Origin of the sequence: Mycobacterium sp. pV006 (genome assembly GCF_041287115.1) — a bacterium.
Lineage (GTDB): Bacteria > Actinomycetota > Actinomycetes > Mycobacteriales > Mycobacteriaceae > Mycobacterium.
Genome location: NZ_JBGGKT010000006.1, coordinates 186,152 through 211,766 on the forward strand (window position 1 = coordinate 186,152; position 25,615 = coordinate 211,766).

The 25,615-nt window shown below is 66.9% G+C and carries 25 protein-coding genes and 2 pseudogenes; 11 read left to right on the plus strand and 16 right to left on the minus strand.

What is annotated here, in order from left to right:
- Nucleotides 1-131: 131 nt before the first annotated feature.
- The 9 genes from ACAG25_RS11895 to ACAG25_RS11935 form a co-directional block, all read right to left on the minus strand.
- Nucleotides 132-956: a LuxR C-terminal-related transcriptional regulator gene (locus ACAG25_RS11895; RefSeq protein WP_370488646.1), complete on the minus strand. Its 825-nt coding sequence runs from the start codon at nucleotides 954-956 to the stop codon at nucleotides 132-134.
- Nucleotides 957-1,092: 136 nt separating this feature from the next.
- Nucleotides 1,093-1,812, minus strand: coding sequence for a LuxR C-terminal-related transcriptional regulator (locus ACAG25_RS11900; RefSeq protein WP_370488647.1), 720 nt, complete (start codon nucleotides 1,810-1,812; stop codon nucleotides 1,093-1,095).
- Nucleotides 1,813-1,840: 28 nt separating this feature from the next.
- Complete coding sequence (locus ACAG25_RS11905; protein ID WP_370488648.1) at nucleotides 1,841-2,899, minus strand: hypothetical protein; 1,059 nt, start codon at nucleotides 2,897-2,899, stop codon at nucleotides 1,841-1,843.
- Nucleotides 2,900-3,069: 170 nt separating this feature from the next.
- Nucleotides 3,070-4,227: a lipid-transfer protein gene (locus tag ACAG25_RS11910; protein ID WP_370488649.1), complete on the minus strand. Its 1,158-nt coding sequence runs from the start codon at nucleotides 4,225-4,227 to the stop codon at nucleotides 3,070-3,072.
- Nucleotides 4,227-4,628: a MaoC family dehydratase gene (locus ACAG25_RS11915; protein ID WP_370488650.1), complete on the minus strand. Its 402-nt coding sequence runs from the start codon at nucleotides 4,626-4,628 to the stop codon at nucleotides 4,227-4,229. Before ACAG25_RS11915 ends, ACAG25_RS11910 begins: the two co-directional genes overlap by 1 nt.
- Nucleotides 4,625-5,581 carry a bifunctional MaoC family dehydratase N-terminal/OB-fold nucleic acid binding domain-containing protein gene (locus ACAG25_RS11920; RefSeq protein ID WP_370488651.1) on the minus strand — a complete coding sequence of 319 codons (957 nt, stop codon included), beginning with the start codon at nucleotides 5,579-5,581 and terminating at the stop codon, nucleotides 4,625-4,627. Before ACAG25_RS11920 ends, ACAG25_RS11915 begins: the two co-directional genes overlap by 4 nt.
- The gene (gene fadE29 / locus ACAG25_RS11925; RefSeq protein ID WP_370488652.1) at nucleotides 5,578-6,741 is read right to left on the minus strand and encodes an acyl-CoA dehydrogenase FadE29; all 1,164 of its coding nucleotides are present in this window, start codon (nucleotides 6,739-6,741) and stop codon (nucleotides 5,578-5,580) included. Before fadE29 ends, ACAG25_RS11920 begins: the two co-directional genes overlap by 4 nt.
- On the minus strand, nucleotides 6,742-7,743 hold the full coding sequence (locus tag ACAG25_RS11930) for an acyl-CoA dehydrogenase family protein (protein WP_370488653.1): 1,002 nt from the start codon (nucleotides 7,741-7,743) through the stop codon (nucleotides 6,742-6,744).
- Nucleotides 7,744-7,779: 36 nt separating this feature from the next.
- Nucleotides 7,780-9,039 carry a cytochrome P450 gene (locus tag ACAG25_RS11935; protein WP_370488654.1) on the minus strand — a complete coding sequence of 420 codons (1,260 nt, stop codon included), beginning with the start codon at nucleotides 9,037-9,039 and terminating at the stop codon, nucleotides 7,780-7,782.
- 121 nt (nucleotides 9,040-9,160) lie between these two features.
- Between ACAG25_RS11935 and ACAG25_RS11940 the strand changes: the two genes are divergently transcribed.
- The 4 genes and pseudogenes from ACAG25_RS11940 (at nucleotide 9,161) to ACAG25_RS11955 (ending at nucleotide 12,494) form a co-directional block, all read left to right on the plus strand.
- Nucleotides 9,161-10,324: a steroid 3-ketoacyl-CoA thiolase gene (locus ACAG25_RS11940; protein WP_370488655.1), complete on the plus strand. Its 1,164-nt coding sequence runs from the start codon at nucleotides 9,161-9,163 to the stop codon at nucleotides 10,322-10,324.
- Between the two features lie 8 nt (nucleotides 10,325-10,332).
- Nucleotides 10,333-10,704, plus strand: a pseudogene (locus ACAG25_RS11945) (hypothetical protein); the annotation flags it as partial.
- Between the two features lie 12 nt (nucleotides 10,705-10,716).
- Nucleotides 10,717-11,196 (plus strand): nitroreductase family deazaflavin-dependent oxidoreductase, encoded by a 480-nt coding sequence (locus ACAG25_RS11950; protein WP_370488752.1) that lies wholly within the window; start codon nucleotides 10,717-10,719, stop codon nucleotides 11,194-11,196.
- A gap of 17 nt (nucleotides 11,197-11,213) precedes the next feature.
- Nucleotides 11,214-12,494, plus strand: a complete 1,281-nt coding sequence (locus ACAG25_RS11955; RefSeq protein WP_370488656.1) for a histidine phosphatase family protein — start codon at nucleotides 11,214-11,216, stop codon at nucleotides 12,492-12,494.
- Between the two features lie 10 nt (nucleotides 12,495-12,504).
- Here the strand turns inward: ACAG25_RS11955 and ACAG25_RS11960 are convergent, their stop codons facing one another.
- Entirely contained in the window at nucleotides 12,505-13,410 is a 906-nt protein-coding gene (locus ACAG25_RS11960) for an SDR family oxidoreductase (protein WP_370488657.1), read from the minus strand.
- 17 nt (nucleotides 13,411-13,427) lie between these two features.
- On the minus strand, nucleotides 13,428-14,207 hold the full coding sequence (locus tag ACAG25_RS11965; RefSeq protein ID WP_370488658.1) for an SDR family oxidoreductase: 780 nt from the start codon (nucleotides 14,205-14,207) through the stop codon (nucleotides 13,428-13,430).
- A gap of 56 nt (nucleotides 14,208-14,263) precedes the next feature.
- On the opposite strand from ACAG25_RS11965, the gene echA20 reads away from it, so the two are divergent.
- The 7 genes and pseudogenes from echA20 (at nucleotide 14,264) to ACAG25_RS12000 (ending at nucleotide 20,281) form a co-directional block, all read left to right on the plus strand.
- Entirely contained in the window at nucleotides 14,264-15,019 is a 756-nt protein-coding gene (gene echA20, locus ACAG25_RS11970; RefSeq protein WP_370488659.1) for a (7aS)-7a-methyl-1,5-dioxo-2,3,5,6,7,7a-hexahydro-1H-indene-carboxyl-CoA hydrolase, read from the plus strand.
- Entirely contained in the window at nucleotides 15,016-15,894 is an 879-nt protein-coding gene (gene ipdA, locus ACAG25_RS11975) for a cholesterol ring-cleaving hydrolase subunit IpdA (RefSeq protein ID WP_370488660.1), read from the plus strand. Before echA20 ends, ipdA begins: the two co-directional genes overlap by 4 nt.
- Nucleotides 15,891-16,640 (plus strand): cholesterol ring-cleaving hydrolase subunit IpdB, encoded by a 750-nt coding sequence (ipdB, locus tag ACAG25_RS11980; RefSeq protein WP_370488661.1) that lies wholly within the window; start codon nucleotides 15,891-15,893, stop codon nucleotides 16,638-16,640. Before ipdA ends, ipdB begins: the two co-directional genes overlap by 4 nt.
- Entirely contained in the window at nucleotides 16,637-17,710 is a 1,074-nt protein-coding gene (ipdC, locus tag ACAG25_RS11985; RefSeq protein WP_370488662.1) for a (3aS,4S,5R,7aS)-5-hydroxy-7a-methyl-1-oxo-octahydro-1H-indene-4-carboxyl-CoA dehydrogenase, read from the plus strand. The genes ipdB and ipdC overlap by 4 nt, the downstream gene beginning before the upstream one ends.
- Before the next feature lie 46 nt (nucleotides 17,711-17,756).
- Entirely contained in the window at nucleotides 17,757-18,386 is a 630-nt protein-coding gene (locus ACAG25_RS11990; RefSeq protein ID WP_370488663.1) for a SatD family protein, read from the plus strand.
- Nucleotides 18,383-19,113 (plus strand): annotated as a pseudogene (locus ACAG25_RS11995) (hypothetical protein). Before ACAG25_RS11990 ends, ACAG25_RS11995 begins: the two are co-directional and overlap by 4 nt.
- 55 nt (nucleotides 19,114-19,168) lie before the next feature.
- Complete coding sequence (locus ACAG25_RS12000; protein ID WP_370488664.1) at nucleotides 19,169-20,281, plus strand: NDMA-dependent alcohol dehydrogenase; 1,113 nt, start codon at nucleotides 19,169-19,171, stop codon at nucleotides 20,279-20,281.
- Nucleotides 20,282-20,283: 2 nt separating this feature from the next.
- Here ACAG25_RS12000 and ACAG25_RS12005 read toward each other — a convergent pair whose 3' ends face one another.
- From ACAG25_RS12005 to ectA, 5 genes are all read right to left on the minus strand, one after another.
- The gene (locus ACAG25_RS12005; RefSeq protein WP_370488665.1) at nucleotides 20,284-22,035 is read right to left on the minus strand and encodes a hypothetical protein; all 1,752 of its coding nucleotides are present in this window, start codon (nucleotides 22,033-22,035) and stop codon (nucleotides 20,284-20,286) included.
- Between the two features lie 107 nt (nucleotides 22,036-22,142).
- Entirely contained in the window at nucleotides 22,143-23,057 is a 915-nt protein-coding gene (gene thpD / locus ACAG25_RS12010) for an ectoine hydroxylase (protein WP_370488666.1), read from the minus strand.
- Nucleotides 23,054-23,449 (minus strand): ectoine synthase, encoded by a 396-nt coding sequence (locus ACAG25_RS12015; RefSeq protein WP_370488667.1) that lies wholly within the window; start codon nucleotides 23,447-23,449, stop codon nucleotides 23,054-23,056. The genes thpD and ACAG25_RS12015 overlap by 4 nt, the downstream gene beginning before the upstream one ends.
- Before the next feature lie 33 nt (nucleotides 23,450-23,482).
- Nucleotides 23,483-24,772 carry a diaminobutyrate--2-oxoglutarate transaminase gene (gene ectB / locus ACAG25_RS12020; protein ID WP_370488668.1) on the minus strand — a complete coding sequence of 430 codons (1,290 nt, stop codon included), beginning with the start codon at nucleotides 24,770-24,772 and terminating at the stop codon, nucleotides 23,483-23,485.
- An 18-nt stretch (nucleotides 24,773-24,790) separates the two neighbouring features.
- The gene (gene ectA / locus ACAG25_RS12025; protein ID WP_370488669.1) at nucleotides 24,791-25,354 is read right to left on the minus strand and encodes a diaminobutyrate acetyltransferase; all 564 of its coding nucleotides are present in this window, start codon (nucleotides 25,352-25,354) and stop codon (nucleotides 24,791-24,793) included.
- Nucleotides 25,355-25,615: the final 261 nt, after the last annotated feature.

Sequence of the window (25,615 nt, forward strand, 5' to 3'; positions counted from 1 at the left end):
GATCGGTCGGTCGCGGAGAACCCAGAAGACGTAGTACGCCGCACCCCGGCTATTGCCGGACACCGGTGGTGAGGCTCCCCCGCAAACACGTTTTCACTATCTGCGGCACAGGACCGTCGGTAAATGAGCCATCAGAGCGATTTCCCGTCTGTGCCCAGGACCGGATCGCGGACTAGTTCGGCCAGATCTTCCGCGGCAAGCATGTCGCGCGCGAGCGCGGCAGCCTGTTCGCGCGAACTGACGCCCAACTTCGTCAGCACGCTGTGGACGTGGTTTTTCACCGTGTGGACGGCGATGCACAGCCGGTCGGCGATCTCGCGGTTGGCCATCCCTGCCTCGAGCATCCGCAGGATCTCGATCTCGCGGGTGGTCAGGCTGACTTCCCTGGAAGCCGGGTGGCGTTGGGCCGCCAGTGCCGACAGTCGACGGAGGAGGATTCCTGACAGCCTCGGCGAACATGGCGATTCCCCGGCAGCAACCCTGTCGATCAAGGTCAACAGCTCATCGAGCGATTCATTGCGCATGTGGTATCCGACGACACCGGCCTCCGCGCATCCGACTATGGCGGCCTCGTCGTCCTCGGATACTCCTGTGACCACCACCCGCGCGTTCGGGTCGATCCTACGGAGCTGACGCAACAACATCGGGCTGTCGTGCATGGCGCTGTTCAGCAGGATGACCTGCGGACGCGTCAGGTTGATTGCGGTGATCATGGTCGGGAGATCCCAGGCCACGACGGCCGTGATGCCCCCGGGGCGTCCTGCCAGGACGCCGACCAGGCACTCTCTGAAGAGGGCGCAGTCGTCGACGAGCAGGATCTTCATATCGACGCTCGACTCCGGGCGCCGGATTCCTGAGTCCTCGTGACGAGGGTGGACCACATCCAGGGACTGCGATCCGCAGATCCAGTCATCGATCTCTGTCACCGGGCTGCCAGGCCCGCACTGCTTGATCAACAGTCCTCCCCCAGTAGGGGGTCGAAGGTCCGAGAGAGCCTCGGTGACAGTGGCTTTGGTTTGTGGGTTCCGACCCCGGCGAACACACACCACAACTATCGGGCGCGTCAGTTCCGCCGTACATGGGTCATCGGGACTAATTTCGACTAGTCCCTGGACCAGGCATCCCGGGTGGTCCCCGGTCCAGATCCAGACGACGCGCCAAGGCCGCGGCCTCGGCGCGCGAGCTCACTCCCAGCTTGGACAGCAGACTGTGCACGTGACTCTTGACCGTGTGCACCGCGATCGACAGGTGAGCGGCGATCTCCTGATTCGGTTGGCCCATCTCGATCAAGCGCAGAACCTGCGTCTCACGCGCTGTGAGACGCGGGGAGCGGCCGGCGGGACGGCTGCGGTCGCCGAGCGTCTGGACCCGTTTGTGCAGGATCGCCGCGACGTCCGGCGGACAGTAGGTCCTCCCCTGCAGCACCGTTCGGATCAGGACGAGGAGCGTGGCCAGTGAGTCGGCACGCCGATGGTAGGCAGCCACTCCCGCCTCCGCGCAGGCGACCAGACCTTCCTCGTCCTTCTCGCATGCACCGATAGCGATCACCGGGACGTCCGGACACAGACTCGCGGTCGCGTGCAGGAAGGTTCGCACCTCGAGGGTCGCGAGGTTCACCAGAATCACCAGCGGCGCTCTCGCCTCGAGGACCGCGACGAGGGAGGGCAGGTCCCACGCGGAACGAACCGGACCGACGCCGTGTGCGGTCAGGGCTGACGTGAGAGCCTCACGGTAGATCGCACAGTCATCGATGATCACAACGGGACCGCCGGCGACGGCGCGCCGGTCAACCAAGGCGTGTCGACCTGTCATTCTCGGCACGTTCGAACAGCATTGCGGCTCAGCCGCTGGTCGGTTCGCCGGCCGGCGCCTCGGTGGCGCCACCGGACGGGACCTCGGTGCCGTCTGGTTCCGGACCGCTGTCCGCGACGTCGTCATCCGGACTGTCGGTCGGTGACACCGCATCTCCGCCCGTCTCATCGAAGTCCCGCGCAGCCTCGTCGAGCGCCGTCTCCTCCTCGGAACCGATTGGTGCGGGTGCGGGGTCGATGATCTGATCGGGTTCGACCGGTCCGATCGACGGTTCCGGTAGGGGAAGATCCAAGACGATTTCGGCGGGCTGGAGCACGACAGGAGGCGCGGTCGGCTCGGTCTGAACAGGAGCCGGCTGAGGGGCCGGCGGCAGAGGGTCCGGTGGGGGCGCCGGTGGTGCCGCGGACGCCGGGGTGACCGGCCCCGGCATGCCGGGCGCGGGGGGAGCGACCGACTGAGCGGGGGCCGGGGCCGGCACCGTCTCGGGCGGCAGCGGCACCGGTGCTGCCGGCAGTGCGAGAATCTGGATCCCTGCCGCCTCCGGGACAGGAGGCGGAGGGGCGATCCGTTGCAGGACCGTCGCCAGTTCGTGAAAGATCCGGGCCGGTAGCTGCCGCATCAGAAAGTTCAGGTAGATCAGCCAGTCCGGCAGAGCGGCGGCGCCCACCGACGCGCCACCGCCACCTCCACCGCTCATGACGAAGATCGCGGAATACATTTCGCAGCTGACCGGAACTGCCGCAGGGAAGTCACCGGCGTCCAACAGTTGGCCCCACGCAGCAGGCACGGAGACTGCATCGTTGGGCGTCAGACGTGCTTGCGCCACGAGAACGCGGGCCAGTTGCCAGAGTTCGTGCGTCCCGATTGTCGTGTCCTCGGCTCTACGGATGATCGAGATGGGTTCGACGAGAACGGGAAGGCCGAACGCCTGGTTGAGCCCCGGATCACCGAACGACCCGAAGAACGGCACCTCGTCTGGGGCGGGATACAACGAGGCGCTCAAAGCCAGACCGCCGGCGACGACCGCCGCTGTCAGTGAACGAGCAGATCGACGCTCCCCGTCGACGGGGTCAGTCCGGTCGGACATGTCGCTCCTTCCCGCTGACAGTCGGGAGGAGCCGCTCACAACCTGCGATGCACCCCAGTCGGCGCCGCCCACTCGTCCCGTGGCTTACCACTATCGACCGTGGGAAGCCGGACGTATATGGACAGTTGGAGCGATTTCGGTCGTGGGCCTCGGCCTAGTTCTTCTCCGGCTCAGCCCAGGATCAGACCGGACGTCGGCACGCCGGTGCCGGCCGTCACGAGCACGTGCTCCACGTCGGGCACCTGGTTCACCGACGTGCCCCGCAACTGGCGGACCCCCTCGGCGATGCCGTTCATCCCGTGGATGTAGGCCTCACCGAGCTGGCCGCCGTGGGTGTTGATCGGCAGGCGTCCACCGAGCTCGATGGCACCACCGGCGATGAAGTCCTTGGCTTCGCCCTTCCCGCAGAACCCGAGTTCCTCGAGCTGGATCAGGGTGTACGGCGTGAAGTGGTCGTAGAGCACCGCGGTCTGGATGTCTTCGGGCGACAACCCGCTCTGCGCCCAGAGCTGCCGGCCCACCAGACCCATCTCGGGCAGCCCGAGTTCCTCGCGGTAGTAGGAGTACATGGTGAACTGGTCGGCGCCGGCGGCCTGCGCGGCCGCCTCGATCGTGACCGGTCGATGCTTGAGGTCCTTGGCGCGCTCCGGTGTGGTGACCACGATGGCCACACCGCCGTCGGTTTCCTGGCAGCAGTCCAGCAGCCGCAGCGGTTCGGCGATCCACCGCGAGTTCTGGTGGTCCTCGATGGTGATCGGCTTGCCGTAGAAGTGCGCCTTCGGGTTGTTGGCCGCGTGCTTGCGGTCGGCCACCGACACGGCACCGAAATCAGCACTGGTAGCGCCGTATTCGTGCATGTAGCGCTGAGCGATCATCGCGACCGACGCGGCCGGGGTGCTCAACCCGTGCGGGTAGGACCAGCTGTACTCGACACCGCGGGAATCGGCGTTGACGGTCAGTCCGGTCATGACCTGACCGAACCGGTGCCCAGAGCGTTCGTTGAACGCTCGGTAGGCCACGACGACCTCGGCCACCCCCGTCGCGACGGCCAGGGCGGCCTGCTGGACGGTGGCCGCTGCCGCGCCTCCGCCGTAACCGATCTGGCTGAAGAACTTCAGTTCGCCGATGCCCGTGGACCGCGCGACCGCGGTCTCCAGGTTCGAGTCCATCGTGAACGTCACCAGACCGTCGACCTCGGCCGGAGTCAGTCCAGCGTCGTCGAGTGCGTCGAGCACCGCTTCGGCGGCCAGCCGGAGCTCGCTTCGCCCCGAGTTCTTGGAGAAGTCGGTCGCGCCGATACCCGCGATCGCGGCTTTACCGGAGAGCATCAGTGGTCCCCCAACGTGAGCGTCGCCGTGGCGATGACGTGGTTGCCGAGGCTGTTGGCGCCGATGACCTTCACGGTCGCGACTCCGTCGTCGACCGCGGTCACCTCACCGGTGAACGTGATGGTGTCGTAGGCGTACCACGGCACGCCCAGGCGCAGTCCGATCGACTTGATCCGCGCGGTCGGGCCGGCCCAGTCGGTCAGGTAGCGCTGCACCAGGCCGGTGTCGGTGAGGATGTTGACGAAGATGTCCTTGGACCCCTTGGCCTGCGCCTTGTCCCGGTCGTGGTGCACGTCCTGGTAGTCGCGGGTGGCGATGGCCGTGGAGACGATGAACGTCGGGTCGCCGTAGATCTTCAGCTCGGGCAGCTTCGCGCCCACCTCGAGGGCCGGCGCGCTCATCGGACCGGCTCCCAGGCGTACAGCGTCCACGCGGGACTGACGTCGCTGTCCGGGAAGTCGATATACGTTGCGCGCACCGGCATTCCGATCTTCACCTCGGCAGGGTCGGCGTTACGGAGTTCACCGAGCATGCGCACCCCTTCCTCGAGTTCGACGAGAGCGACGATGAACGGCAGGCTGCGGCCCGGCACCTGCGGCGCATGGTGGACGACGTAGCTGAACACCGTGCCGTTACCGGAGGCCACCAGGTAGTCCACCGGCGCGTCCTTGTCCTGCCACACCGCAGGGACCGGAGGATGCTGCAGGGTGCCGTCGGGACGGCGTTGGATGCGCAGTTCGTGGGCGTTGACGCCGTCCCAGAAGAACTGGGTGTCCTTCGACGACGACGGGCGCATCAGTTTGTCCGGATCGAGATCGTCGGGGACGGCCGGTTTCGCGTCCTCGCGAGGCCGGAATTTCATGATGCGCCAGTTCATCTCCGCGACCGTCTCGCCGTCGGCGACGGTCCACGTGATGAGCTGGTTGATGAAGAAGCCCTCACCCAGCGCGGTCTGCTTGGGGCCCACCACGTCGGTGATCTCGGCGTGGATCGTGAGCTCTTCGCCCGGCTGCAGATAGCGATGGTAGGTCTGCTCGCAGTTGGTGGCGACCACGCCGACGTAGCCGGCGTCGTCGAACAGCGCCATGATCTTCGACAGCGGATCGTCCTCGGAGCGGCCCTGGCCGAGTCCGCCCATCGTCCACACCTGGATCATCGCCGGCGGTGCCACGATGCCCGGATGCCCGGCCGCCTTGGCGGCGTCCTCGTCCACATAGATGGGGTTCTTGTCGCCGATGGCGTCGACCCAGTGGTGAATCATGGGACGGTTCACCGGGTCTCGGCCGTTGCGTGGTTCGCTCTTGCCGGCGGCCTTGATTTTCTCGATGCCGGTCTGCAGGTCGGTATTGCTCATCGCGGAACCCTCGGCACCTTGAGTCCCGCCGCCGCGATCATCTCGCGCATCACCTCGTTCACCCCGCCGCCGAACGTGATGACCAGATTGCGCTTGGTCATCTTGTCGAGCCAGTCGAGCAGTTCGGCGGTGTGGGCGTCGGCCGGGTTGCCGTAGCGGCCGACCAATTCCTCGGCCAGGCGCCCGACCTCCTGGATCCGCTCGGTCGAGAACACCTTGGTCGCAGCGGCATCGGCGACGGCGATGGTCTCACCGGATGCCGCGACCTGCCAGTTCAACAACTCGTTGATCCGCCAGATCGCCTTGATCTGGCCGAGCAGCCGTCGCGCGGGTTCCTGCTCGAGCGGTACCACGCCATCGGAACCCGGGGTGGCCGCCCACTCGCGGACCTCGTCGTAGATGCCGGCGACGCGGCCGGCGGGACCGAGGCCGACGCGCTCGTGGTTGAGCTGCGTGGTGATCAGCTTCCAGCCGCCGTTCTCCTCGCCGACGAGCATGTCGGCGGGGACCCGCACGTCGTTGTAGTACGACGCGTTGGTGTGATGGGCGCCGTCGGACAGGATGATCGGGGTCCACGAGTAGCCCGGATCCTTGGTGTCGACGATCAGGATCGAGATGCCCTTGTGTTTGGCCGCGCTCGGATCGGTCCGACAGGCCAGCCAGATGTAGTCGGCGTCGTGCGCGCCGGTGGTCCACATCTTCTGCCCGTTGACGATGTATTCGTCACCATGGCGGACCGCTGTGGTGCGCAACGACGCCAGGTCGGTACCGGCCTCGGGTTCGGAGTACCCGATCGCGAAATGCACGTCGCCGGACAGGATTCCGGGCAGGAACTTCTTCTTCTGCTCCTCGGTGCCGTGGACCTGCAGAGTCGGGCCGACGGTCTGCAACGTGACCATCGGCAGTGGCACGTCAGCGCGGTTGGCCTCGTTGACGAAGATCTGCTGCTCGATCGGGCCGAAGCCGAGACCGCCGTACTCCTTCGGCCAGCCCACGCCGAGCTTGCCGTCGCTGCCCATGCGTTTGATCACCGCACGGTAGGCCTCGTTGTGGCGGTCGGTCTTCATCGCCTCGGCCTCTTCGGGCGTGATCAGCGTCGAAAAGTATTCCCGCAGCTCAGATTGCAGCGCCCGTTGTTCGGGCGTCAAATCGATGTACATCTATGCTCCCACCAGATCCAGACGGTGTGACGGGCCGCCCAGGTGGCGTGTCAGGTCTTTGATCGACGAGTAGTAGCGGTCCATGGGATAGGTGATGTCCATGCCCATACCGCCGTGCAGGTGATGGCAGAGCCGCATCGCCGGCGGCGCCTGCGACGTCAGCCAGTAGCCGAGGATCGCGAGGTCCTCGCCGGCATCCACGCCCTCAGACAGTCGCCACACCACCGACGTCGACACCAGATCGATGGTGCGCGAGGCGATGTAGACCTCCGACAACTGCGCGGCCACGGTCTGGAATGTCGACAGAGGGCGGCCGAACTGCTCCCGGTTGGCGACGTAGTCCGCCGTCAGCCGCAGCGCGCCGGCCACCAGGCCGGCCGCGAATGCACCGATCGCGGCCAGGGCCAGCTGGTTGACCCGGGCCACGGCGGCACCGGCGAGCACATCCTCGTCGGCGACCGCGACGTCGGTGAACGTCACGGTGGCTTCCTCACCGCCGTTGGCGGCCGGCGTCGCGGTCACGGTGACGCCGTCGGCGCCGGCGGGCACGACCACGACCCCGCTGTCGGTCGTCGCCACGAACCAATCTGCCTGCGCCGCATACCCGACTGCGATCTTGGTGCCGTTGAGCTTGCCGCCGGACAGGGTGACGCCGGGTTGCTCGGGCAGCGACGCACCGGGCTCGTTGAGCGCCAGGGTGAGCACCGAACCCTTCGCGACGCCCGCGAGGTAGCGGTCCTGTTGGGCTTCCGACGCCAGGTCGAGCAGCACCACGGTCGAGGCGAGGGTGCTCAGTGCGGGGCTGACCGTGCCGTGCCGGCCGATCTCGGTCAACGCGGTGGCGATCTCGGCCAGTCCGACACCGTCCCCGCCGAGACGCTCCGGGACCGCCAGTGCGGTGACACCGCCGGAAACCAGTGCGTCCCAGGTGTTGTCACGCTCGAGTACCGAGGTCACCACATCGGCGACAGCCTGCTGCCCCTCGTCTGGACTGAAATCCACCCGACTCCTCCTTGAGCCTTCGTGCCGATCAGAGCGTCAGTGCTGCACCGGACATTGGCCTGTGTAATCCACCTGCCAGTGCTTGATGCCGTTGAGCCAGCCGGACTTCAGCCGCTCGGGCTCACCGATCGGCTTGAGGTCGGGCATGTGGTCGGCGACGGCGTTGAAGATCAGGTTGATGGTCATCTTGGCGAGGTTCGCGCCGATGCAGTAATGCGCCCCCGTGCCGCCGAACCCGACGTGCGGGTTCGGATTTCGCATGATGTCGAACGTGTGCGGGTTCTCGAAGACCTCTTCGTCGAAGTTGGCCGAGCGGTAGGACATCACCACCCGCTCACCCTTCTTGATCTTCACCCCGCCGAGTTCGGTGTCCTCGAGCGCGGTGCGTTGGAACGCCGACACCGGCGTTGCCCAGCGGACGATCTCGTCGGCCGCGGTCTCCGGACGCTCCTTCTTGTAGAGCTCCCACTGATCGGGGTTCTGCGAGAACGCGATCATGCCGTGGGTAATGGAGTTCCTGGTGGTCTCGTTACCGGCCACGGCGAGCATGATCACGAAGAAGCCGAATTCGTCGTCGGAGAGCTTCTCCCCGTCGATGTCGGCCTCGATCAACTTGGTGACGATGTCCTCAGTCGGGTTCTTGGCCCGGTCCTCAGCCATCTTCATGGCGTACTGGATCAACTCGAACGACGACATCGCCGGGTCGACATCGGCGTACTCCGGGTCCTCGCCTGCGGTCATCTCATTGGACCACCGGAAGATCTTGTCGCGGTCGTCCTGTGGCACGCCGAGAAGTTCGGCGATGGCCTGCAACGGCAGTTCGGCCGAGACCTGCTCGACGAAATCGCCGGTGCCCTCCGCCTTGGCGGTCTCCGCGATCTTCTGCGCGCGCGCCCGCAACTCGTCCTCGAGCCGGCCGACGGCCCGTGGGGTGAAGCCTCGCGAGATGATCTTGCGCAGACGGGTGTGCTGCGGCGCGTCCATGTTCAGCAGGACGGCTCGTTGCAGGTCGATCGCCTCGCGGGTCATGTCCTTGGGCCACACCGGAATGGCGCCGTCGGGCGAGCTGCCGAAGATGTCGTTGCGCTTGGAGACCTCTTTGACGTCGGCGTGCTTGGTCACCAGCCAGTAACCCTTGTCGCCGAAACCACCCGTGCCTTCCGGGACGTCCACCCAGTGGATAGGCTCGGACTTACGCAGTTCGGCCAGTTCCTCCACGGGGAGGCGTTCCAGGTTCAGGGTCGCGTCGAGGAAATCAAACTCGGGGTCGATCGGGCATTTGTTCGGGCCGGGCATAGCTATGCACTCCTCAATTGCAACGTGTTCTAGTGCCAGTAAAACATGCCTTCTGCGCAGATGAAAGGCACGACGGCATCCCTGCTTGTCAGACTAATGAAACGTGTTCTAGCCTGACGCAATGGGTAACCCTGTCATCGTCGAAGCCACTCGCAGCCCCATCGGCAAGCGCAACGGATGGTTGTCCGGTCTGCACGCCACCGAGTTGCTGGGCGCGGTACAGAAGGCGCTCGTCGACAAGGCCGGAATCGATGCCAACGAGATCGAACAGGTCATCGGCGGCTGCGTCACACAGTACGGCGAGCAGTCCAACAACATCACCCGCGTCAGCTGGCTGGTCGCCGGTCTGCCCGAACACGTCGGCGCCACCACCATCGACTGCCAGTGCGGCAGCGGGCAGCAGGCCAACGGCCTGATCGCCGGACTCATCGCCACGGGCGCGATCGACGTGGGCATCGCCTGCGGCGTCGAGGCGATGAGCCGCGTCGGCCTGGGCGCCAACGCGGGCCCGGACCGCAGCCTGATCCGGCCGGCGTCGTGGGACATCGACATGCCCAACCAGTTCGAGGCCGCCGAGCGGATCGCCAAGCGTCGCGGCATCACCCGCGAGGACATCGACCGCTTCGGGCTCGAGTCGCAGCGCAAGGCCGCCCAGGCGTGGGCCGAAGGCCGCTTCGACCGAGAGATCTCGCCGATCGAGGCGCCGGTGCTCGACGAGAACAAGCGCCCCACCGACGAGCGCGCCCCCGTCAGCCGGGATCAGGGCATGCGCGAGACCACTCTGGAAGGTCTTTCGGCACTGAAGCCGGTCATGGAGGGCGGCATCCACACCGCCGGTACGTCGTCGCAGATCTCCGACGGCGCCGCGGCGGTCCTGTGGATGGACGAGGAGAAGGCACGCGCGCTCGGTCTGAAGCCGCGGGCCCGCATCGTCAGCCAGGCACTCGTGGGGGCCGAGCCGTACTACCACCTCGACGGACCCGTGCAGTCGACGCAGAAGGTGCTGGAGAAGGCCGGGATGAAGATGGGCGACATCGACATCACCGAGATCAACGAGGCGTTCGCGTCGGTCGTGCTGTCCTGGGCGCGGGTGCACGAGCCCGACATGGACACCGTCAACGTCAACGGCGGCGCGATCGCGCTGGGCCATCCCGTCGGCAGCACCGGCAGCCGGCTGATCACCACCGCCCTGCACGAACTCGAGCGCACGGATAAGACCACGGCACTGATCACCATGTGCGCCGGCGGCGCCTTGTCGACCGGGACCATCATCGAGCGGATCTGAGGCACCCCGTGCCCGCCTCGGAAGCAGAGCGCATCGCAGCCGCGCAGGCCTACATCGACGCGCTGTCCACCCACCGCGCCGACGCCGTGCCGTTCCATCCCGGCTGCATCCGGATCGAGATGGGCATCAAGACCGGGCGCTCCGGAGATCACCTGCGCCGCAGCCTGAACAACGGCCCGCAGTTCAAGGTGATCGAGGAGACGACGCCGCCGGAGTTCACCGTCGACGGAGACCACATCCGGGCCCGCTTCGATGTGCTGACCAGACCGCGGCTGTTCGGACGGCGGGTGTGCTCGCACGTCGACGAGACCTTCTACATCCCGGCCGACGATCCGCGGATCCACCACATCCGGGCGTCGCTCAAACCGTTCATCAGCCGAGAGGGTTCCGCCATGACCGAAACGCCCCGCCCGCTCAGCCCGAAGCAGCTCGAGCGGCTCAACACCCCGGCGACGGGCACCCTGATCAAATGGATGTCGCGGGCGCAGACGTGGATCTTCAAGAAGTCCGGCGGCAAGCTCGGCAACAAGTTCCTCCGGGGCGCCGAAGTCGGCATCCTGACCACCATCGGCCGCAAATCCGGTGAGCCGCGGGACAGTCCACTGTTGTTCCTGCAGGAGGGCAAGCGCATCGTGCTGGTCGCCTCGCAGGGCGGACGCGCCACCAACCCGATGTGGTACCTCAACATCAAGGCCAATCCGGCGATCACCTTCCAGACCAAGAAAGAGAAGCTGGAGCTCGTGGCGCGCGAGGCCACCGACGCCGAACGCGACGAGTACTGGCCCAAACTGGACGCGATGTACCCCGACTTCGCCAACTACCGGTCCTACACCGACCGCAAGATCCCGATCCTCATCTGCGACCCCGCCTGACCGGTTAGTGTGACCCCATGGTCGCGGGGTCGCACCGCAAGCTGACGTCGACACTGTTGGCGGTCTTGACCGCCGCGCTGCTGTGGGTGGCCGCCGCCATCCCCGCGGCGGCTCTGACGGTGACGTTCGTCCGGCACGCTCAGTCCGAAGCCAATGCCGCGGGCATCATCGACACCAAGGTGCCCGGGCCCGACATCACCACAGATGTCGGGGTGCCCGAGGCCGCCGCGGTCGCCGCCGCACTCGCGGCGACCGGCATCGACTACGACGCGATCTACACCTCGAACATGGTGCGTACCAGTCAAACCGCTGCACCGTTCGCGGCGCTGACCGGCCTGGATCCGATCGCGTTGGCCGGTTTCCGCGAGATCGGTGCGGGCATCTTCGAAGGTTCGTCGGAGAACTCCGGGCTGGGCCGCATCGGTTATGCGCTGAGTCCGGCGTTGTGGATGCTGGGGGCCCGGTCGCTGCCGATCCTCGGCGGAATTGACGGCAATACCTTCGATGCGCGGGTGGACGGTGCACTCAAGGTGGTCGAGGACAGCGGGGCCCAGAATCCCGTCGTGTTCTCGCACGGGGCGACGATGATGTTCTGGACCATGATGAACGTCGACAACCCGGATCTGGGGTTACTGCTCAGCCACCGGTTGGGCAACACCGACATCGTCGTCATCGAGGGCAGCGCCGAAGAGGGTTGGACTTTGAAGTCCTGGGCGGGCAAGTCGGTCGGGCCCGCATCGTTGGGCACCAAGCTCTTCGTCAACGTGCGCGATCTGGTGGTGACCCCGCAGACCGCGATCTACAACGTGGTGCAGGCTTTCCGCACCGGTGACATTCATCAGATCGCGGGTGCTCTGCGGGAGGGCGTCATCGACGTACTGACGGCGCCGATCACGTTCGCCGCTGCGGTGGTTCGCGACATCGTCGACGCGGTGCGTCCGCCGACAGCTCAGGTCGAGCCGGGCCTGCCGGACGACACCACGTCCGCCGCGACAGCTGACCCGGCACGAGAGAACATCGAGGCGAGTGAGGAGCCCGACTCGGCCACCGAACCGATGACGCGGGTCCGGGCCGTCGAGAGCCCGCGCCGGTCCGACCGGGTCCGGGTGGTGACCGAGACCGAGGAGCCGTCCCTGGTTGTGGAGGACCTGAAGGATGACGCAGAGGCCGAGTCCTCGCTCGACACCGACACCGACACCGACACCGACACCGACACCGACACCGATGATGCTCCGACGGCGAAGGATTCGGATCCGACGGGCGGCACCGACGCCGCTGCCCGGAAGGCCGCGGCGTGACGGGCGAGCCCTAGGTGCCGAAGACCGGTAGCGGGGTCCGCGACTTGGCCAGCAGGTCGGCGACCACCGGACCGAGTTCGGCGGGATCCCAGCGTGCGCCCTTGTCGATCTCGCCGCCGCGCGCCCAGCCCTCGGCCACGCGGATGATGCCGCCCTCGACCTCGAAGACGCGGCCGGTCACGTCACGCGACTCGACGCTGCCCAGCCACACCACCAACGGCGAGACGTTCTCCGGGGCCATGGCGTCGAAATCCTTGTCCTGCGTGGCCATCATGTCGGCGAACACGGTCTCGGTCATCCGGGTGCGCGCCGACGGTGCAATCGCGTTGACGGTCACCCCGTAACGGCCCATCTCGGCCGCGCCGACCAGCGTCAGCGCGGCGATACCGGCCTTGGCGGCGCTGTAGTTGGCCTGCCCGACGCTGCCCTGCAGTCCCGCACCGGAGCTGGTGTTGATGATGCGCGCGTCGACCTGCTCGCCTGCCTTGGACTTCGCGCGCCAGTAGGCGGCCGCGTGCTTCATCGTGGCGAAGTGCCCTTTGAGGTGCACCGCCACCACGGCGTCGAACTCTTCTTCGCTGGTGTTGGCGAACATCCGGTCGCGCACGATGCCGGCGTTGTTGACCAGCACGTCGAGGCCGCCGAAGTGCTCGACGGCGGTCTGGATCAGGCCTTCGGCCTGGGCCCAGTCGGCGACGTTGGCGCCGCTGGTGACGGCTTCGCCTCCGGCGGCGACGATTTCGTCGACGACGCTCTGGGCGGCGCTGCCGCCGCCGGCCGGGGAGCCGTCCAGACCGACGCCGATGTCGTTGACCACGACCCGTGCCCCCTCGGCGGCGAACGCCAATGCGTGTGCGCGGCCGATCCCGCCGCCCGCGCCGGTCACGATGACCACCCGACCGTCAAGCAATCCCATGTGTGTTGTCTCCTGATCTATTTGATGTCTGCAGTGGTCGTCGAAAGATAGTGGGGTGGCTCGCCGCCGCCATGTACCTCCAGGGAGGCACCGCTGATGTAGGCCGCCGCATCCGATGCCAGAAACGCTGCGGCCCAGCCGATGTCGGTGGGCTGCGCCAGACGGCCCAGCGGCACGTTGCGCGAGATCGCGGCGATCGAGTCGGCGTCGCCGTAGAACAGTTCGGACTGCTCGGTCTCGACCATGCCGACGACCACAGAGTTCACCCGCACCTTCGGCGCCCACTCCACCGCCAGCGTCGTGGTCATGTTCTCCATACCGGCTTTGGCGGCGCCGTAGGCCGCGGTGCCCGGAGTGGGACGCCGGCCGCTCACGCTGGTGATGTTGATGATCGACCCGCCGGTGTCCTGGCCCTGCATGACGGTGTTGGCGTGCTGGGAGACCGACAGCGCTCCAAGCAGATTCAGTGCGACGATCTTGGTGCTGAATTTCGCCGACGCCTCGGCGGCCAATACATAAGGAGACCCGCCGGCGTTGTTGACCACGACGTCGAGACGTCCGTGGTCGGCAGCGATCCCGTCGATCAACTCCTTGACGGCGTCGTCGTCGCGGATGTCGCAGGCGCGGAACTCGTACGGCAGCCCCTCGACGGGACGGCGCGCGCAGGTCACGACGGTCGCGCCCTGGTCGGCGAAGACCTTGCTGATCCCGGCTCCGACGCCCCGCACCCCGCCGGTGACGAGGACGACCCGGCCGGTCAGGCCCAGTTTGATGGCGCTATCGACGGCGTCAGTCACTGTGCTAGCGTACCAAGCAAGTGCTTGCTTAGGTAGCCACCCCCTCAGGAGTCCGCATGACCATCAGCACCAAGACCGTCGACCCGGGGATCGTCTCGGTCACCGTCGACTACCCGCCCGTCAACGCGATCCCGTCCCGCGGATGGTTCGAGTTGGCCGACGCGATCACCGCCGCCGGCCGCGACATGAGCACCCACGTGGTGGTGTTGCGCGCCGAAGGCCGCGGCTTCAACGCCGGGGTGGATATCAAGGAGATGCAGAACACCGAGGGCTTCACCGCGTTGATCGACGCGAATCGTGGTTGCTTCGAAGCGTTTCGCGCGGTGTACGAGTGCGCGGTCCCTGTGGTGGCCGCGGTCAACGGCTTCTGCGTCGGCGGTGGGATCGGCCTGGTCGGCAACGCCGACGTCATCGTCGCCTCCGACGACGCCAAATTCGGGCTCCCCGAGGTGGAGCGCGGAGCGCTCGGCGCCGCGACGCACCTGTCCCGGCTGGTACCCCAACATCTGATGCGCCGACTGTTCTTCACCGCGGCCACCGTCGACGCCGACACGCTGCATCACTTCGGTTCGGTGCACGAGGTGGTTCCGCGCACCGAACTCGACGAGGCGGCACTGCGGGTGGCGCGCGACATCGGCAGCAAGGACACCCGGGTGATCCGCGCCGCCAAGGAGGCGCTGAACTTCATCGACATCCAGCCCGTCAACGCGCGCTACCGGATGGAGCAGGGCTTCACGTTCGAGTTGAACCTCGCCGGTGTCTCCGACGAGCACCGCGACGCGTTCGCGGGCACGAACAAGGGAACGAAGTGAGCAATAAGACAACGACTCTCGAGGATGCCGTTTCGGGCATCCGCAGCGGTATGACTATCGGTATCGGCGGCTGGGGTTCCCGCCGCAAGCCGATGGCGTTCGTACGGGCCCTGCTGCGCACCGATGTCACCGACCTGACGGTGGTGACCTACGGCGGTCCCGATCTGGGTCTGCTGTGCTCAGCCGGCAAGGTCAAGCGCGTCTACTACGGCTTCGTGTCGCTGGATTCCCCGCCGTTCTACGACCCGTGGTTCGCCAAGGCCCGCATGTCCGGCAGCATCGAGTCCCGCGAGATGGACGAGGGCATGCTGCGGTGCGGTCTGCAGGCCGCCGCGCAGCGGTTGCCGTTCCTGCCGATCCGCGCCGGCCTGGGCAGCGACGTGCGCAACTTCTGGGGCGACGAGCTCAAGACGGTGCGCTCGCCGTACCCGACCGGCGACCAGCACGAGGAACTGATCGCGATGCCCGCGCTGAACCTCGACGCGGCATTCGTCCACCTCAATCTCGGTGACGCCCAAGGCAATGCGGCCTACACCGGCATCGACCCGTACTTCGACGACCTGTACCTGATGGCCGCCGAACAGCGCCACCTGTCGGTGGAGAAGATCGTCTCCACCGAGGAGCTGGTGAAAGCCGTTCCGCCGCAGGCGTTGCTGGTCAACCGCATGATGGTCGACACCGTGGTCGAAGCGCCCAACGGAGCGCACTTCACCACCGCCGAGCCCGACTACCGTCGCGACGAGAAGTTCCAGCGCCACTACGCCGAGGCCGCAGGCTCCGACGAGACATGGGCGCAGTTCGTCGGGACCTATCTGTCCGGGAGCGAGGCCGACTACCAGGCCGCGGTGGCCGAGTTCAAGGAGCAGCAGTCATGACGTCCCCCACCCGCGCCGAGGTGTGCGCCGTTGCGTGCGCCGAACTGTTCCGCGATGCCGGCGAGATCATGGTCAGCCCGATGACGACGATGGTGTCCGTCGGTGCCCGACTGGCGCGGCTGACCTTCTCCCCCGACATCCTGCTGACCGACGGCGAGGCCCGGTTGATCGCCGACACCCCGGCGATCGGCGCACCCGCGGCGATCGAGGGCTGGATGCCGTTCGGACGGGTCTTCGAGACCCTGACCTGGGGCCGGCGGCACGTCGTGATGGGCGCCAACCAGATCGACCGCTACGGCAACCAGAACCTGTCGGCGTTCGGGCCGCTGCAGCGGCCCACCCGGCAGATGTTCGGTGTGCGTGGAGCCCCCGGCAACACCATCAACCACATCACCAGCTACTGGGTGGGCAATCACTCCCGGCGCGTCTTCGGCGAGTCCGTCGACATCGTCTCCGGAATCGGCTGGGACAAGGTCGATCCCGACAACCCGGCGTACCGCTTCTTCAACGTTTACCGTGTGGTGACCAACCTCGGTGTGTTCGACTTCAACGGTCCGGACCATCAGATGCGGGCCGTGTCGTTGCACCCGGGTGTCGAGGCCGAGCAGGTCGCCGAGAACACCTCGTTCGAGGTGCACGGTCTCGGCGAGGCCGAGACCACGCGCCTGCCGTCGATGGAGGAACTCACGCTGCTGCGCGAGACCATCGACCCGAAGTCGTTGCGCGACAAAGAAGTCAAACAGTGACGTCGTTGAAGACCCCGCTGACCGAGTTGGTCGGGATCGAGCACCCGGTGGTGCAGACGGGCATGGGCTGGGTCGCCGGTGCGCGTCTGGTGTCGGCGACCTCCAACGCGGGCGGCCTCGGCATCCTGGCCTCGGCGACGATGACACTCGACGAGCTCAAGACCGCGGTCGCCAAGGTCAAGGCGGCCACCGACAAGCCGTTCGGCATCAACATCCGCGCCGACGCCGGCGACGCGAACGAGCGCGTCGACCTGCTCATCTCCGAAGGGGTCAAGGTCGCGTCGTTCGCGCTGGCCCCCAAACCGGACCTGATCGCCAAGCTCAAGGATGCCGGCGTGGTGGTCATTCCCTCGGTGGGCCTGGCCAAGCACGCCAAGAAGGTCGCGAGCTGGGGTGCCGATGCGGTGATCGTGCAGGGCGGCGAGGGCGGTGGCCACACCGGCCCGATCGCGACCACCCTGCTGCTTCCGTCGGTGCTCGACGCCGTGGCCGACACCGGGATGCCGGTGGTCGCCGCGGGCGGGTTCTTCGACGGCCGCGGTCTGGCGGCGGCGCTGTCGTACGGTGCCGCGGGCGTCGCGATGGGGACCCGGTTTCTGCTGACGTCGGATTCGACGGTGCCCGATGCGGTCAAGCAGCGCTACCTGCAGGCCGCCCTGGACGGCACCGTGGTCTCGACCCGGGTCGACGGAATGCCGCACCGGGTGCTGCGCACCGGCCTGGTCGAGAAGCTGGAAAGCGGCTCTCCGGTCAAGGGTTTCGCCGCAGCCGTGGGCAACGCACAGAAGTTCAAGAAGATGACCGGCATGACCTGGACGTCGATGGTCAAGGACGGTCTGGCGATGCGCAAGACCAAGGACCTGACCTGGTCCCAGGTGGTGATGGCGGCCAACACCCCGATGCTGCTCAAGGCCGGCCTGGTGGAGGGCAACACCGACGCCGGTGTGCTGGCTTCCGGACAGGTCGCGGGCATGATCGAGGATCTGCCGTCGTGTGCGGAACTGGTGCCGCAGATCGTGGCGGATGCCATCTCCCACCTCACTGAAGCCTCTTCCTTCATCCAACCGTAATGAAGCAGATAGCTTTATTAGCTCTATGTGAAGCTATGCTCTTCACATGCCGGTGGTGCGTGCGACGCTGATCGGCGACGTGGTCGGTTCACGGCACGCCACCGACCGACGGGCGCTGCACCGCGAGGTGAGCGCCGCCCTGCGCTCCGTCGCCGAGGGCGCCCTCGATGCACCGGCCTTCACCGTCGGCGACGAATTCCAGGGCACCTTCTCCCGCGTCGGCGAGGCACTCGCCGCAGCATGGGCCATCCGGGTGGCCGTCGCGCCCGGCATCGACGTCCGGTTCGGGATCGGCTGGGGCGAGGTCAGTGTGCTCGACAAGGCCACCCGCATCCAGGACGGGCCGGGATGGTGGGCGGCGCGCGCGGCCATCGAGTCGACCGCCGAGACCCAGCGGCAGCCGGGCCTGACGCAGGTGCGGATCACCTACCGCAGCCAGGCCGACACCGGGCCACCCGCCGACCTCGTCAACGCGGCACTGATGTGTCGGGACCACATGTTTGGATCGCTCGATGAACGCTCGATCCGCATCCTGAGAGGTCTCATGTCGCACCGGTCCAAGAAGCAGCTCGCCGCCGCGGAGCAGATCAGCCCGTCGGCGATCTCTCAGCGCGCCGGCCGCGACGGCTTGGATCTCATCGTGATTGCTTCGCAATACCTTTCGGAGATCTCATGAGCATGCTGGCGGTGTTCTTCATCGCCGCCGGCATCGGTGACATCGGCCGTCGCGCCGGCCGTCGCCGATGGCTACCGTTGCTGCTCAGCACCGGTGTGCTGGTGGGCGGACCCTGCTGGCGGGCCTCTGGGGGCGCGGCGACCTCGCCCTGCTCGCGCTCGCCGCGATCGGTCTGGCGGGTTGGCAGTTCTGGTGCGCTCGCGCCGAGCGCACCGGCACGCGCCAGGTCATCGCGCTCACGACGTTCGGCGCCACCGTGGCAGCGTTGATCCTGTTGTCGGGCTGGGCTTCGGAGGTATCGGGGCCGCTCGCCCGATGGGTGTCGTGGACGGGTGTGACCGGTGACGCTCCCGCCGACCGCGTGCTGATGGCCATCGGCGTGCTGGTGATCCAGGTCAGTACCGCCAATCAGCTGGTGCGCCTGATCTTGGGATCCGTCGGTGCGGTCAAACCCGCCGGTCAACCGCAGGCGTCGGACCAGTTGAAGGGCGGCAGACTGCTGGGCCCGATGGAGCGGCTGCTGATCGTCGGGCTGGGACTGGCGGGCCAACTCGCCCTGGCCACCGCGGTGGTGGCGGCCAAGAGCATCATCCGGTTCCCCGAGATCAGCGCCAAGCGCGACCGCGACGTCGTCGGAATCGACGAAGTCACCGAGTACTTCCTGGTCGGCAGCTTCACCAGCTGGATCGTCGCATTCGCCGGGCTGGCACTGGTTGCGACGACCTGAGGACCATTGTCCGAAAACGGCGCTACGCCGCGGCAGCCTTCCTAGACTCGGCCGCATGAAGACCAATGCGGCGATTCTGTGGGAGTACGGCGGCGACTGGACCGTGGAGGAGATCGACCTGGACCCGCCGGGTGATGGCGAGGTGTTGGTGTCGTGGGAGGCCACCGGTCTGTGCCACTCCGACGAGCACATCCGCACCGGTGACCTGCCGGCGCCCCTGCCGCTGATCGGCGGCCACGAGGGTGCCGGCATCGTGCGCGAGGTGGGACCAGGCGTCGTCGGGCTGGCGCCCGGCGACCACGTCGTCGCCTCGTTCCTGCCCGCGTGCGGGCGCTGCCGGTTCTGCTCGACGGGCCACCAGAACCTGTGTGACCTGGGCGCGCTGATCATGGCGGGCACCCAGGTGGACGGCACCTACCGGCGCCGGGCGCGGGGCCAGAATGTCGGTGCGATGGCGTTCGTCGGGACGTTCTCGCAGTACGGGTCGGTGCCCGAGGCGTCCATCGTCAAGATCGACGACGACGTTCCGCTGTCACGAGCGTGTCTGCTGGGCTGCGGTGTCACCACCGGATGGGGTTCGGCGGTCAACACCGCCGACGTCTCCCCCGGTGACACCGTGGTGATCATCGGGTTCGGCGGCATCGGCAGCGGCGCGGTGCAGGGGGCACGCCTGGCCGGGGCGGAGAAGATCATCGTGGTCGAACCCAACGAGCAGAAACGGGCGAAGGCCATGCTGTTCGGCGCCACGCACTTCGCCACCTCGATGGAGGAGGCCACCGCGCTGGTCGCCGACCTGACCCGCGGAGTGATGGCCGATTCGGCGATCCTGACCGTGGGTCTGCTCGAAGGCTCTCAGATCGAAGAGGCCGCGAACATCATCCGCAAGGGCGGCGCGGTGGTGATGACGGCCCTGTCGACGATGGCCGACAACCAGCCGACGCTGGGCATGATGATGTTCACGCTGTTCCAGAAGCGACTGCTGGGCAGCCTCTACGGCGAGGCCAACCCGCGCGCCGACATTCCGCGGCTGCTGTCGCTCTACCGCGAGGGCAAGCTGCTGCTCGACGAGACCGTCACCCATGAATACAAGCTGGCCGAGGTCAACGAGGGCTACGAGGACATGCGGTCAGGGCGCAACATCCGCGGCGTCATCCTGCACGACCACTGACATCAGGGCCGGAACAGGATCCCGTCGTCCGAGGCCCGCTTCATCAGCTCCGGGATGGTCAGCGTCCCGTAGCCGGTGTGGACGGGCCCGCGGGCGGTGCCGAGGAAAGTCACCATGCCGGGGTCGGGTTTGACGTCGAGGTGGTAGGCCTGCACGCCCGGCAGGTGGTACTGGAAGAAGTTCCCGAGGAAGTCGACCAGGAAGATCATGCTGCCGATCAGGCTGCGGCCCCACAGCGCCGAGGCGTTGTAGAGCGGTGTCATGGCGGCGGGGTCGCCGATCATCACGATGGGGCCGAAGTGCGGCTTGGTGCCGCCGCCGGGAGCGAAGCGCGGCATGAACGGTTGCAGGCCCGGCAGGTCGGACGCCAGGTAGGGCGCCGAGCTGCCGTAGGTGCCGATGTTGACGAACATCGAGTCGGCCCCGTTGCCCGGGGTGCGGGTGTTCATGCCGGGAGCCTCGAACCCGATGCCGGCCAAGCCGGTCTGCTGGGCGACGAACTGCGCTTCCCAACCACCCAGGGAGTGCCCGGTGACGAAGATGTCGTCGGAGGTGTAGCCCTGCTTCGCCGCCGCGGTCTGCACGCGTTCGGCGAAGGACAGTGCGTGGTAGAAGGCCAGCGGTGTGGTGCGGGTGAAGACCACCTGCAGATCTGCGAGGATCTGGCTGATCGTGATGAGCGGGTTGAACAGCAGGTGGGACCCACCGGTGGTGCCCTGGTAGGCGATGATCAGCTGTCCCTCCGGTGTCACCCAGGTCTTGGCCACCATGCCGGAGAAGATGTTGGTCGATGCCAGCTGAAAACCGTTGACGGTGAACGGTACGAGCCCGCCGGGCGTCGAGCCGAGCACGTAACCGGCCGCGGACGCGTTGAGGAACTGCGCCACGGTCGGGGTCGGCCGGGTGACCGGTCCCGTGTAGGTCAGCGTCGGGATCTCGGGCTGCGGCGGCGGTGGACGGTGTAGCCCCAGCAGCCGTTCGATCTCCCGGAAGGCACCGAAGATCAGGTCGTTGATCGGCTGCAGGCCGTGGGGCCGGTCGTCGGGCCGGTTCGCCGTTGCGGTCAGGTCCAGCACCTGCAGGACGGCGTTGACGAGCCGCGCCGGGAACGTCAGGAGTTCGGCCAGCGGCGACAATGGCTGGGGCGCAACGGGTGCCAGTGTCTCGACCGACAGCTGTGCGACCGTCGGTCGCGCGGTCGGTCCGTCGGTGCGCGCGGGTGTCAGCAGACGGGTCGATGCGCGACGCACCGAGCGCTCCGGACGCTCGACGGTGGTCGGCTGCGGGGCGGTGGCGGTGCGCCGCGCCGCGGGCGGCGCCTGCGGTTCCGGTTGCGTGTCGACCAGATCCGGGGCGGGCTCGCGGGTCCCGGTATCGTCGTCGGCCGTCTCCCGGGTCGAGCGCGCATCGGTCGGTTCGGTCTCGAGCGTGGTCTCCGGTTCGAGCGTGGCATCGATCTCGGCCGACGACTCGGTCTCGTCGCGCTGGTTCGCGCGCAGTGCATTTCGGCGCTGGGAGGGGCCCAAGTCGGAGTCGCCGCGCTCCGCGCGCACGTCACCGCGCTCGGTGTGCGTCTCGGCCGTCGGGCCGGCGGTCTCCGTCTGGCTCGACGTGGTGTCCGTGCCTGCAGTGTCCGCCGCGGCGTCGTTTCCGGACGGAGCGACCAGCAGCGCGGCCGACAGTGCCGCGGCGGCGAGTACCCGACCGATGCGTCGGGCCGTCGGTGCGTCTTCGGCCCGCAGGGCACCTTCCATGGCAGACGTTCCCCTGTCGCTCCGGCCGCTGTCACGATCTGACAACGTCAAATGTCAGATGACAATAACCAGACGACAGCAGGCGTGTCACGCACCTGCCGAGTTTGCTAGGCGCTCAACGACGGGGTGCGCAGCGGGGTGAACTGCCTGGCGGCCAGGTACTCCGGACGCGGCTTCTCGGCCCGATACGGCGAAACCAGTTGGTTCTGCACCGAATTGAACACCAGGAAGATGTTCGACCGCGGGTAGGGCGTGATGTTGGAGCCGGACCCGTGCATGATGTTGCAGTCGAACCACAACGCGGTTCCCGCCGGACCCGTCACCTGGTCGATGCCGAACCGGTCGGCCGCCTCGGTGAGGGTCGCGTGATCGGGTACGCCGATCTCCTGTTTGACCAGTGAGGACGTGTGATTGTCCCGCGGCGTGGCACCAACACACGGATAGAAGACGCGGTGCGAGCCGGGCATCACCATCAGCGAGCCGTTGTACGGGTAGTTGCGTGTCAACGCGATCGAGCAGGACACCGCCCGCATCTCCGGCATCCCGTCTTCGGCGTGCCACGTCTCGAAGTCGGAGTGCCAGTAGAAGCCGGTCCCGGTGAACCCCGGCATCAGGTTGATCCGGGCCTGGTGCAGGTACACGTCGCTGCCCAGCAGCTGGCGCGCCACCGGCAGCACCGCGTCGAGCGCGACGATGTCGGCGATCGCGTCGCTGAGCAGGTGCGGTTCGAACACCGACCGGACGCTGCCGCCCGGCTCGCGGATGATCCTGGGATCGCCGGCATCGGTGCGCGCGGCGATCTCGTCGAGTTCTGCGCGCAGTTCCGGCAGCCGATCGGTCTCGACGGCGTCAGGACGTACCAGGTAGCCCTTCTCCGCCATGGTCTGCAGATCGTCGGCCGTCAGTGGTCCGTCGGCCGCCTCACCCCACACCGTGGGTTCCACGCGGGCGATGGGTGCCAGCCGCTCCTCGAGCCGGGTCGGATAGCGGTCTTCTCCGGGTGAAAGTGGTTGGTAACTCAATTGGTTGCCACCGCCGGTGGAGGGTAGGCGCCGCTCTCGTCGTGGACTTCCTGGCCGGTGACGGGCGGGTTGAAGACGCACAGCATCCGCATCGTGGTGTCGCACGCCACCCGATGCCGTTCGTGGCCATTGAGCAGATACATCGTGCCCGGCTTCAACGGGTACTCCTGCCCGGTCTCGAGATCGGTCAGCGTGCCCGTCCCCTCGACCACCCAGACCGCCTCGACATGATGCTGGTAGTGGAACTCGCTCACCGAGTTCGCGTTGATGGTCGTCTCGTGGAACGAGAACCCGACACCGTCGTCGGCCAGGATGATGCGCTTGGAGCGCCAATGCTTGTCCGCGACATCACGTTCGGTACCGGTGATCTCGTCGGTGGTGCGGACTATCACGTCAGCACCCTCCTTTCTCGTCGCGCCTCTCGCTCAGCCGAGGGTATCCGCGATGGAGTCAGCCAGGATGTCGATGCCCGCGTCGAGGTCCTCCTCGGAAGTGGTCAGCGGCGGCAGCAGCTTGATCACCTCGTCGGAGGGGCCGCTGGTCTCCATCAACACGCCACGCTCGAACGCGACGCCGCAGATCTTCGAGGCCAGTGACTCGTCCTCGAACTTCAGTCCCTGGGCCATCCCCCGACCCCGGGAGCTGACGCCGGGGTACTTCGCGGCGATGCTGTCCAGCCGCTCCCGGATCTGACGACCCTTGGCCAGGGTGTCCTCAGCGAATGTCTCTGTCTCCCAGTATGTTTCCAGTGCCTTGGTCGCCGTCACGAACGCTGGGTTGTGACCCCGGAACGTACCGTTGTGCTCACCCGGTGCCCACACGTCCAGATCCCGGCGGAACAGGGTGAGCGCCATCGGAAGCCCGTATCCGCTGATCGACTTGGACAGGGTGACGATGTCGGGGACGATGCCGGCTTCCTCGAAGCTGAAGAACGGACCGGTGCGGCCGCAGCCCATCTGGACGTCGTCGACGATCAGCAGGATCTCGCGGCGGTGACACAGGTCGGCCAGACCCTGGAGCCACTCCATGCGCGCGACGTTGAGACCGCCTTCGCCCTGCACGGTCTCGACGATGACCGCGGCGGGCCGGTTCAAACCGCTACCGGAGTCGTCGAGCACCCGCTCGAACCAGTGGAAGTCCTCGGTGACACCGCCGAAGTAGTTGTCGTAGGGCATGGGGGTGGAGTGCACCAGGGGGATGCCGGCACCGGCACGTTTCATCGAGTTGCCGGTCACCGAGAGAGCGCCCAGCGTCATGCCGTGAAATGCGTTGGTGAAGCTGATGACCGACTCGCGACCGGTCACCTTACGGGCGAGCTTGAGCGCAGCCTCCACCGAGTTGGCTCCGGTGGGACCGGGAAACTGCACCTTGTAATCGAGGTCGCGGGGCTTGAGGATCAACCGGTCGAACGTCTCGAGGAACCGCGTCTTGGCCTCGGTCGCCATGTCCAACGAGTGCACGATCCCGTCGCCGGCCAGGTAGTCGATGAGCGGTTGCTTGAGGATCGGGTTGTTGTGGCCGTAGTTCAAAGCGCCTGCACCGGCGAAGAAGTCGAGGTACCGGTTGCCGGAGCTGTCGGTGACCCAGGATCCCTGGGCACTGGCCATCGTGGCGGGCCAACCGCGACAGTAACTGCGCACCTCGGACTCGACGGAGTCGTACACCGCCGGGAGATCGGGTTTTTCGGACCGGGTGATCGTTGCAGGTGTTGACATGTGTCCTTTCAAATGGTGTCAGTCGGCCAGGGGTGAGCTGACCGGGCCGATCCGCAGGAGCGGCTCGTCCGGGTGTTGACCATCGGCGTCCAACTGGGCGGCGGTGAAGTGTGGCTGCTCGACCAGGGGCACTCCCCGCCGCCGGGCGAAGGAGCCGAAGAATGCGCGCGACGCCGCGGTGTCCGGTGCGACCGTGGCCTCCACCGTGACGGGGTGGCCGTGCCGTTCGTGACGTACCCGGTCGACGAGACCGTCGAGCATGACGCTGGCCAGTCCGGTGCCCTGCGCGCGACGGGCGACTGCGACCTGCCAGACGAAAAGGACCTCCGGTCGGTGCGGGGGGTGGTAACCGGTGATCAACCCGCACAACTCGCCGTCCCGATCCGCCACGATGGTGGTGTCGGCAAAGTCTGTTGCCATCAAGAGATACGTGTACGTCGAGTTGACGTCGAGCACTTCGGTCTCGATGACGAGATCTCGCATTGCGATGGCATCGCCCGCGTGCGGACGCCGAAGAAATCGACCCCACGAGTTTTCCCGGCGGACAGCGCTTTTGGTCGCCACCGTCCACGGGCGCGGCATGAGGTCAGCACCGCGCGGTTCGTCGTCACCCAAGTCGAGATCACCACCGAACAAAAAGTTGCGTGCGTCATCAGTTACGTCATCGGTGTTATGACCGTATTCGGGCAAACCTCGGCGATGCAACCTCCGACCACGCCGATCAGGCCGGTCAGCGCACCGCGTACAACGCGTCTATCTGCGCAACCAGCACCAAAAAGCCCCTCTCAGCAACATCACAGGTTGTTACCAGTTTGTTACCAAAAGGGGCTGATCGGTGACCTG

Coding starts and splice junctions, on each gene's coding strand:
- ACAG25_RS11900 (WP_370488647.1), bottom strand. CDS start 1,812: ATGACAGGTCGACACGCCTTGGTTGACCGGCGCGCCGTCGCCGGCGGT.
- ACAG25_RS11905 (WP_370488648.1), bottom strand. CDS start 2,899: ATGTCCGACCGGACTGACCCCGTCGACGGGGAGCGTCGATCTGCTCGT.
- ACAG25_RS11910 (WP_370488649.1), bottom strand. CDS start 4,227: ATGCTCTCCGGTAAAGCCGCGATCGCGGGTATCGGCGCGACCGACTTC.
- ACAG25_RS11915 (WP_370488650.1), bottom strand. CDS start 4,628: ATGAGCGCGCCGGCCCTCGAGGTGGGCGCGAAGCTGCCCGAGCTGAAG.
- ACAG25_RS11920 (WP_370488651.1), bottom strand. CDS start 5,581: ATGAGCAATACCGACCTGCAGACCGGCATCGAGAAAATCAAGGCCGCC.
- fadE29 (WP_370488652.1), bottom strand. CDS start 6,741: ATGTACATCGATTTGACGCCCGAACAACGGGCGCTGCAATCTGAGCTG.
- ACAG25_RS11935 (WP_370488654.1), bottom strand. CDS start 9,039: ATGCCCGGCCCGAACAAATGCCCGATCGACCCCGAGTTTGATTTCCTC.
- ACAG25_RS11940 (WP_370488655.1), top strand. CDS start 9,161: ATGGGTAACCCTGTCATCGTCGAAGCCACTCGCAGCCCCATCGGCAAG.
- ACAG25_RS11950 (WP_370488752.1), top strand. CDS start 10,717: ATGACCGAAACGCCCCGCCCGCTCAGCCCGAAGCAGCTCGAGCGGCTC.
- ACAG25_RS11955 (WP_370488656.1), top strand. CDS start 11,214: ATGGTCGCGGGGTCGCACCGCAAGCTGACGTCGACACTGTTGGCGGTC.
- ACAG25_RS11960 (WP_370488657.1), bottom strand. CDS start 13,410: ATGGGATTGCTTGACGGTCGGGTGGTCATCGTGACCGGCGCGGGCGGC.
- echA20 (WP_370488659.1), top strand. CDS start 14,264: ATGACCATCAGCACCAAGACCGTCGACCCGGGGATCGTCTCGGTCACC.
- ipdB (WP_370488661.1), top strand. CDS start 15,891: ATGACGTCCCCCACCCGCGCCGAGGTGTGCGCCGTTGCGTGCGCCGAA.
- ACAG25_RS11990 (WP_370488663.1), top strand. CDS start 17,757: ATGCCGGTGGTGCGTGCGACGCTGATCGGCGACGTGGTCGGTTCACGG.
- ACAG25_RS12000 (WP_370488664.1), top strand. CDS start 19,169: ATGAAGACCAATGCGGCGATTCTGTGGGAGTACGGCGGCGACTGGACC.
- ACAG25_RS12005 (WP_370488665.1), bottom strand. CDS start 22,035: ATGGAAGGTGCCCTGCGGGCCGAAGACGCACCGACGGCCCGACGCATC.
- ectB (WP_370488668.1), bottom strand. CDS start 24,772: ATGTCAACACCTGCAACGATCACCCGGTCCGAAAAACCCGATCTCCCG.
- ectA (WP_370488669.1), bottom strand. CDS start 25,354: ATGCCGCGCCCGTGGACGGTGGCGACCAAAAGCGCTGTCCGCCGGGAA.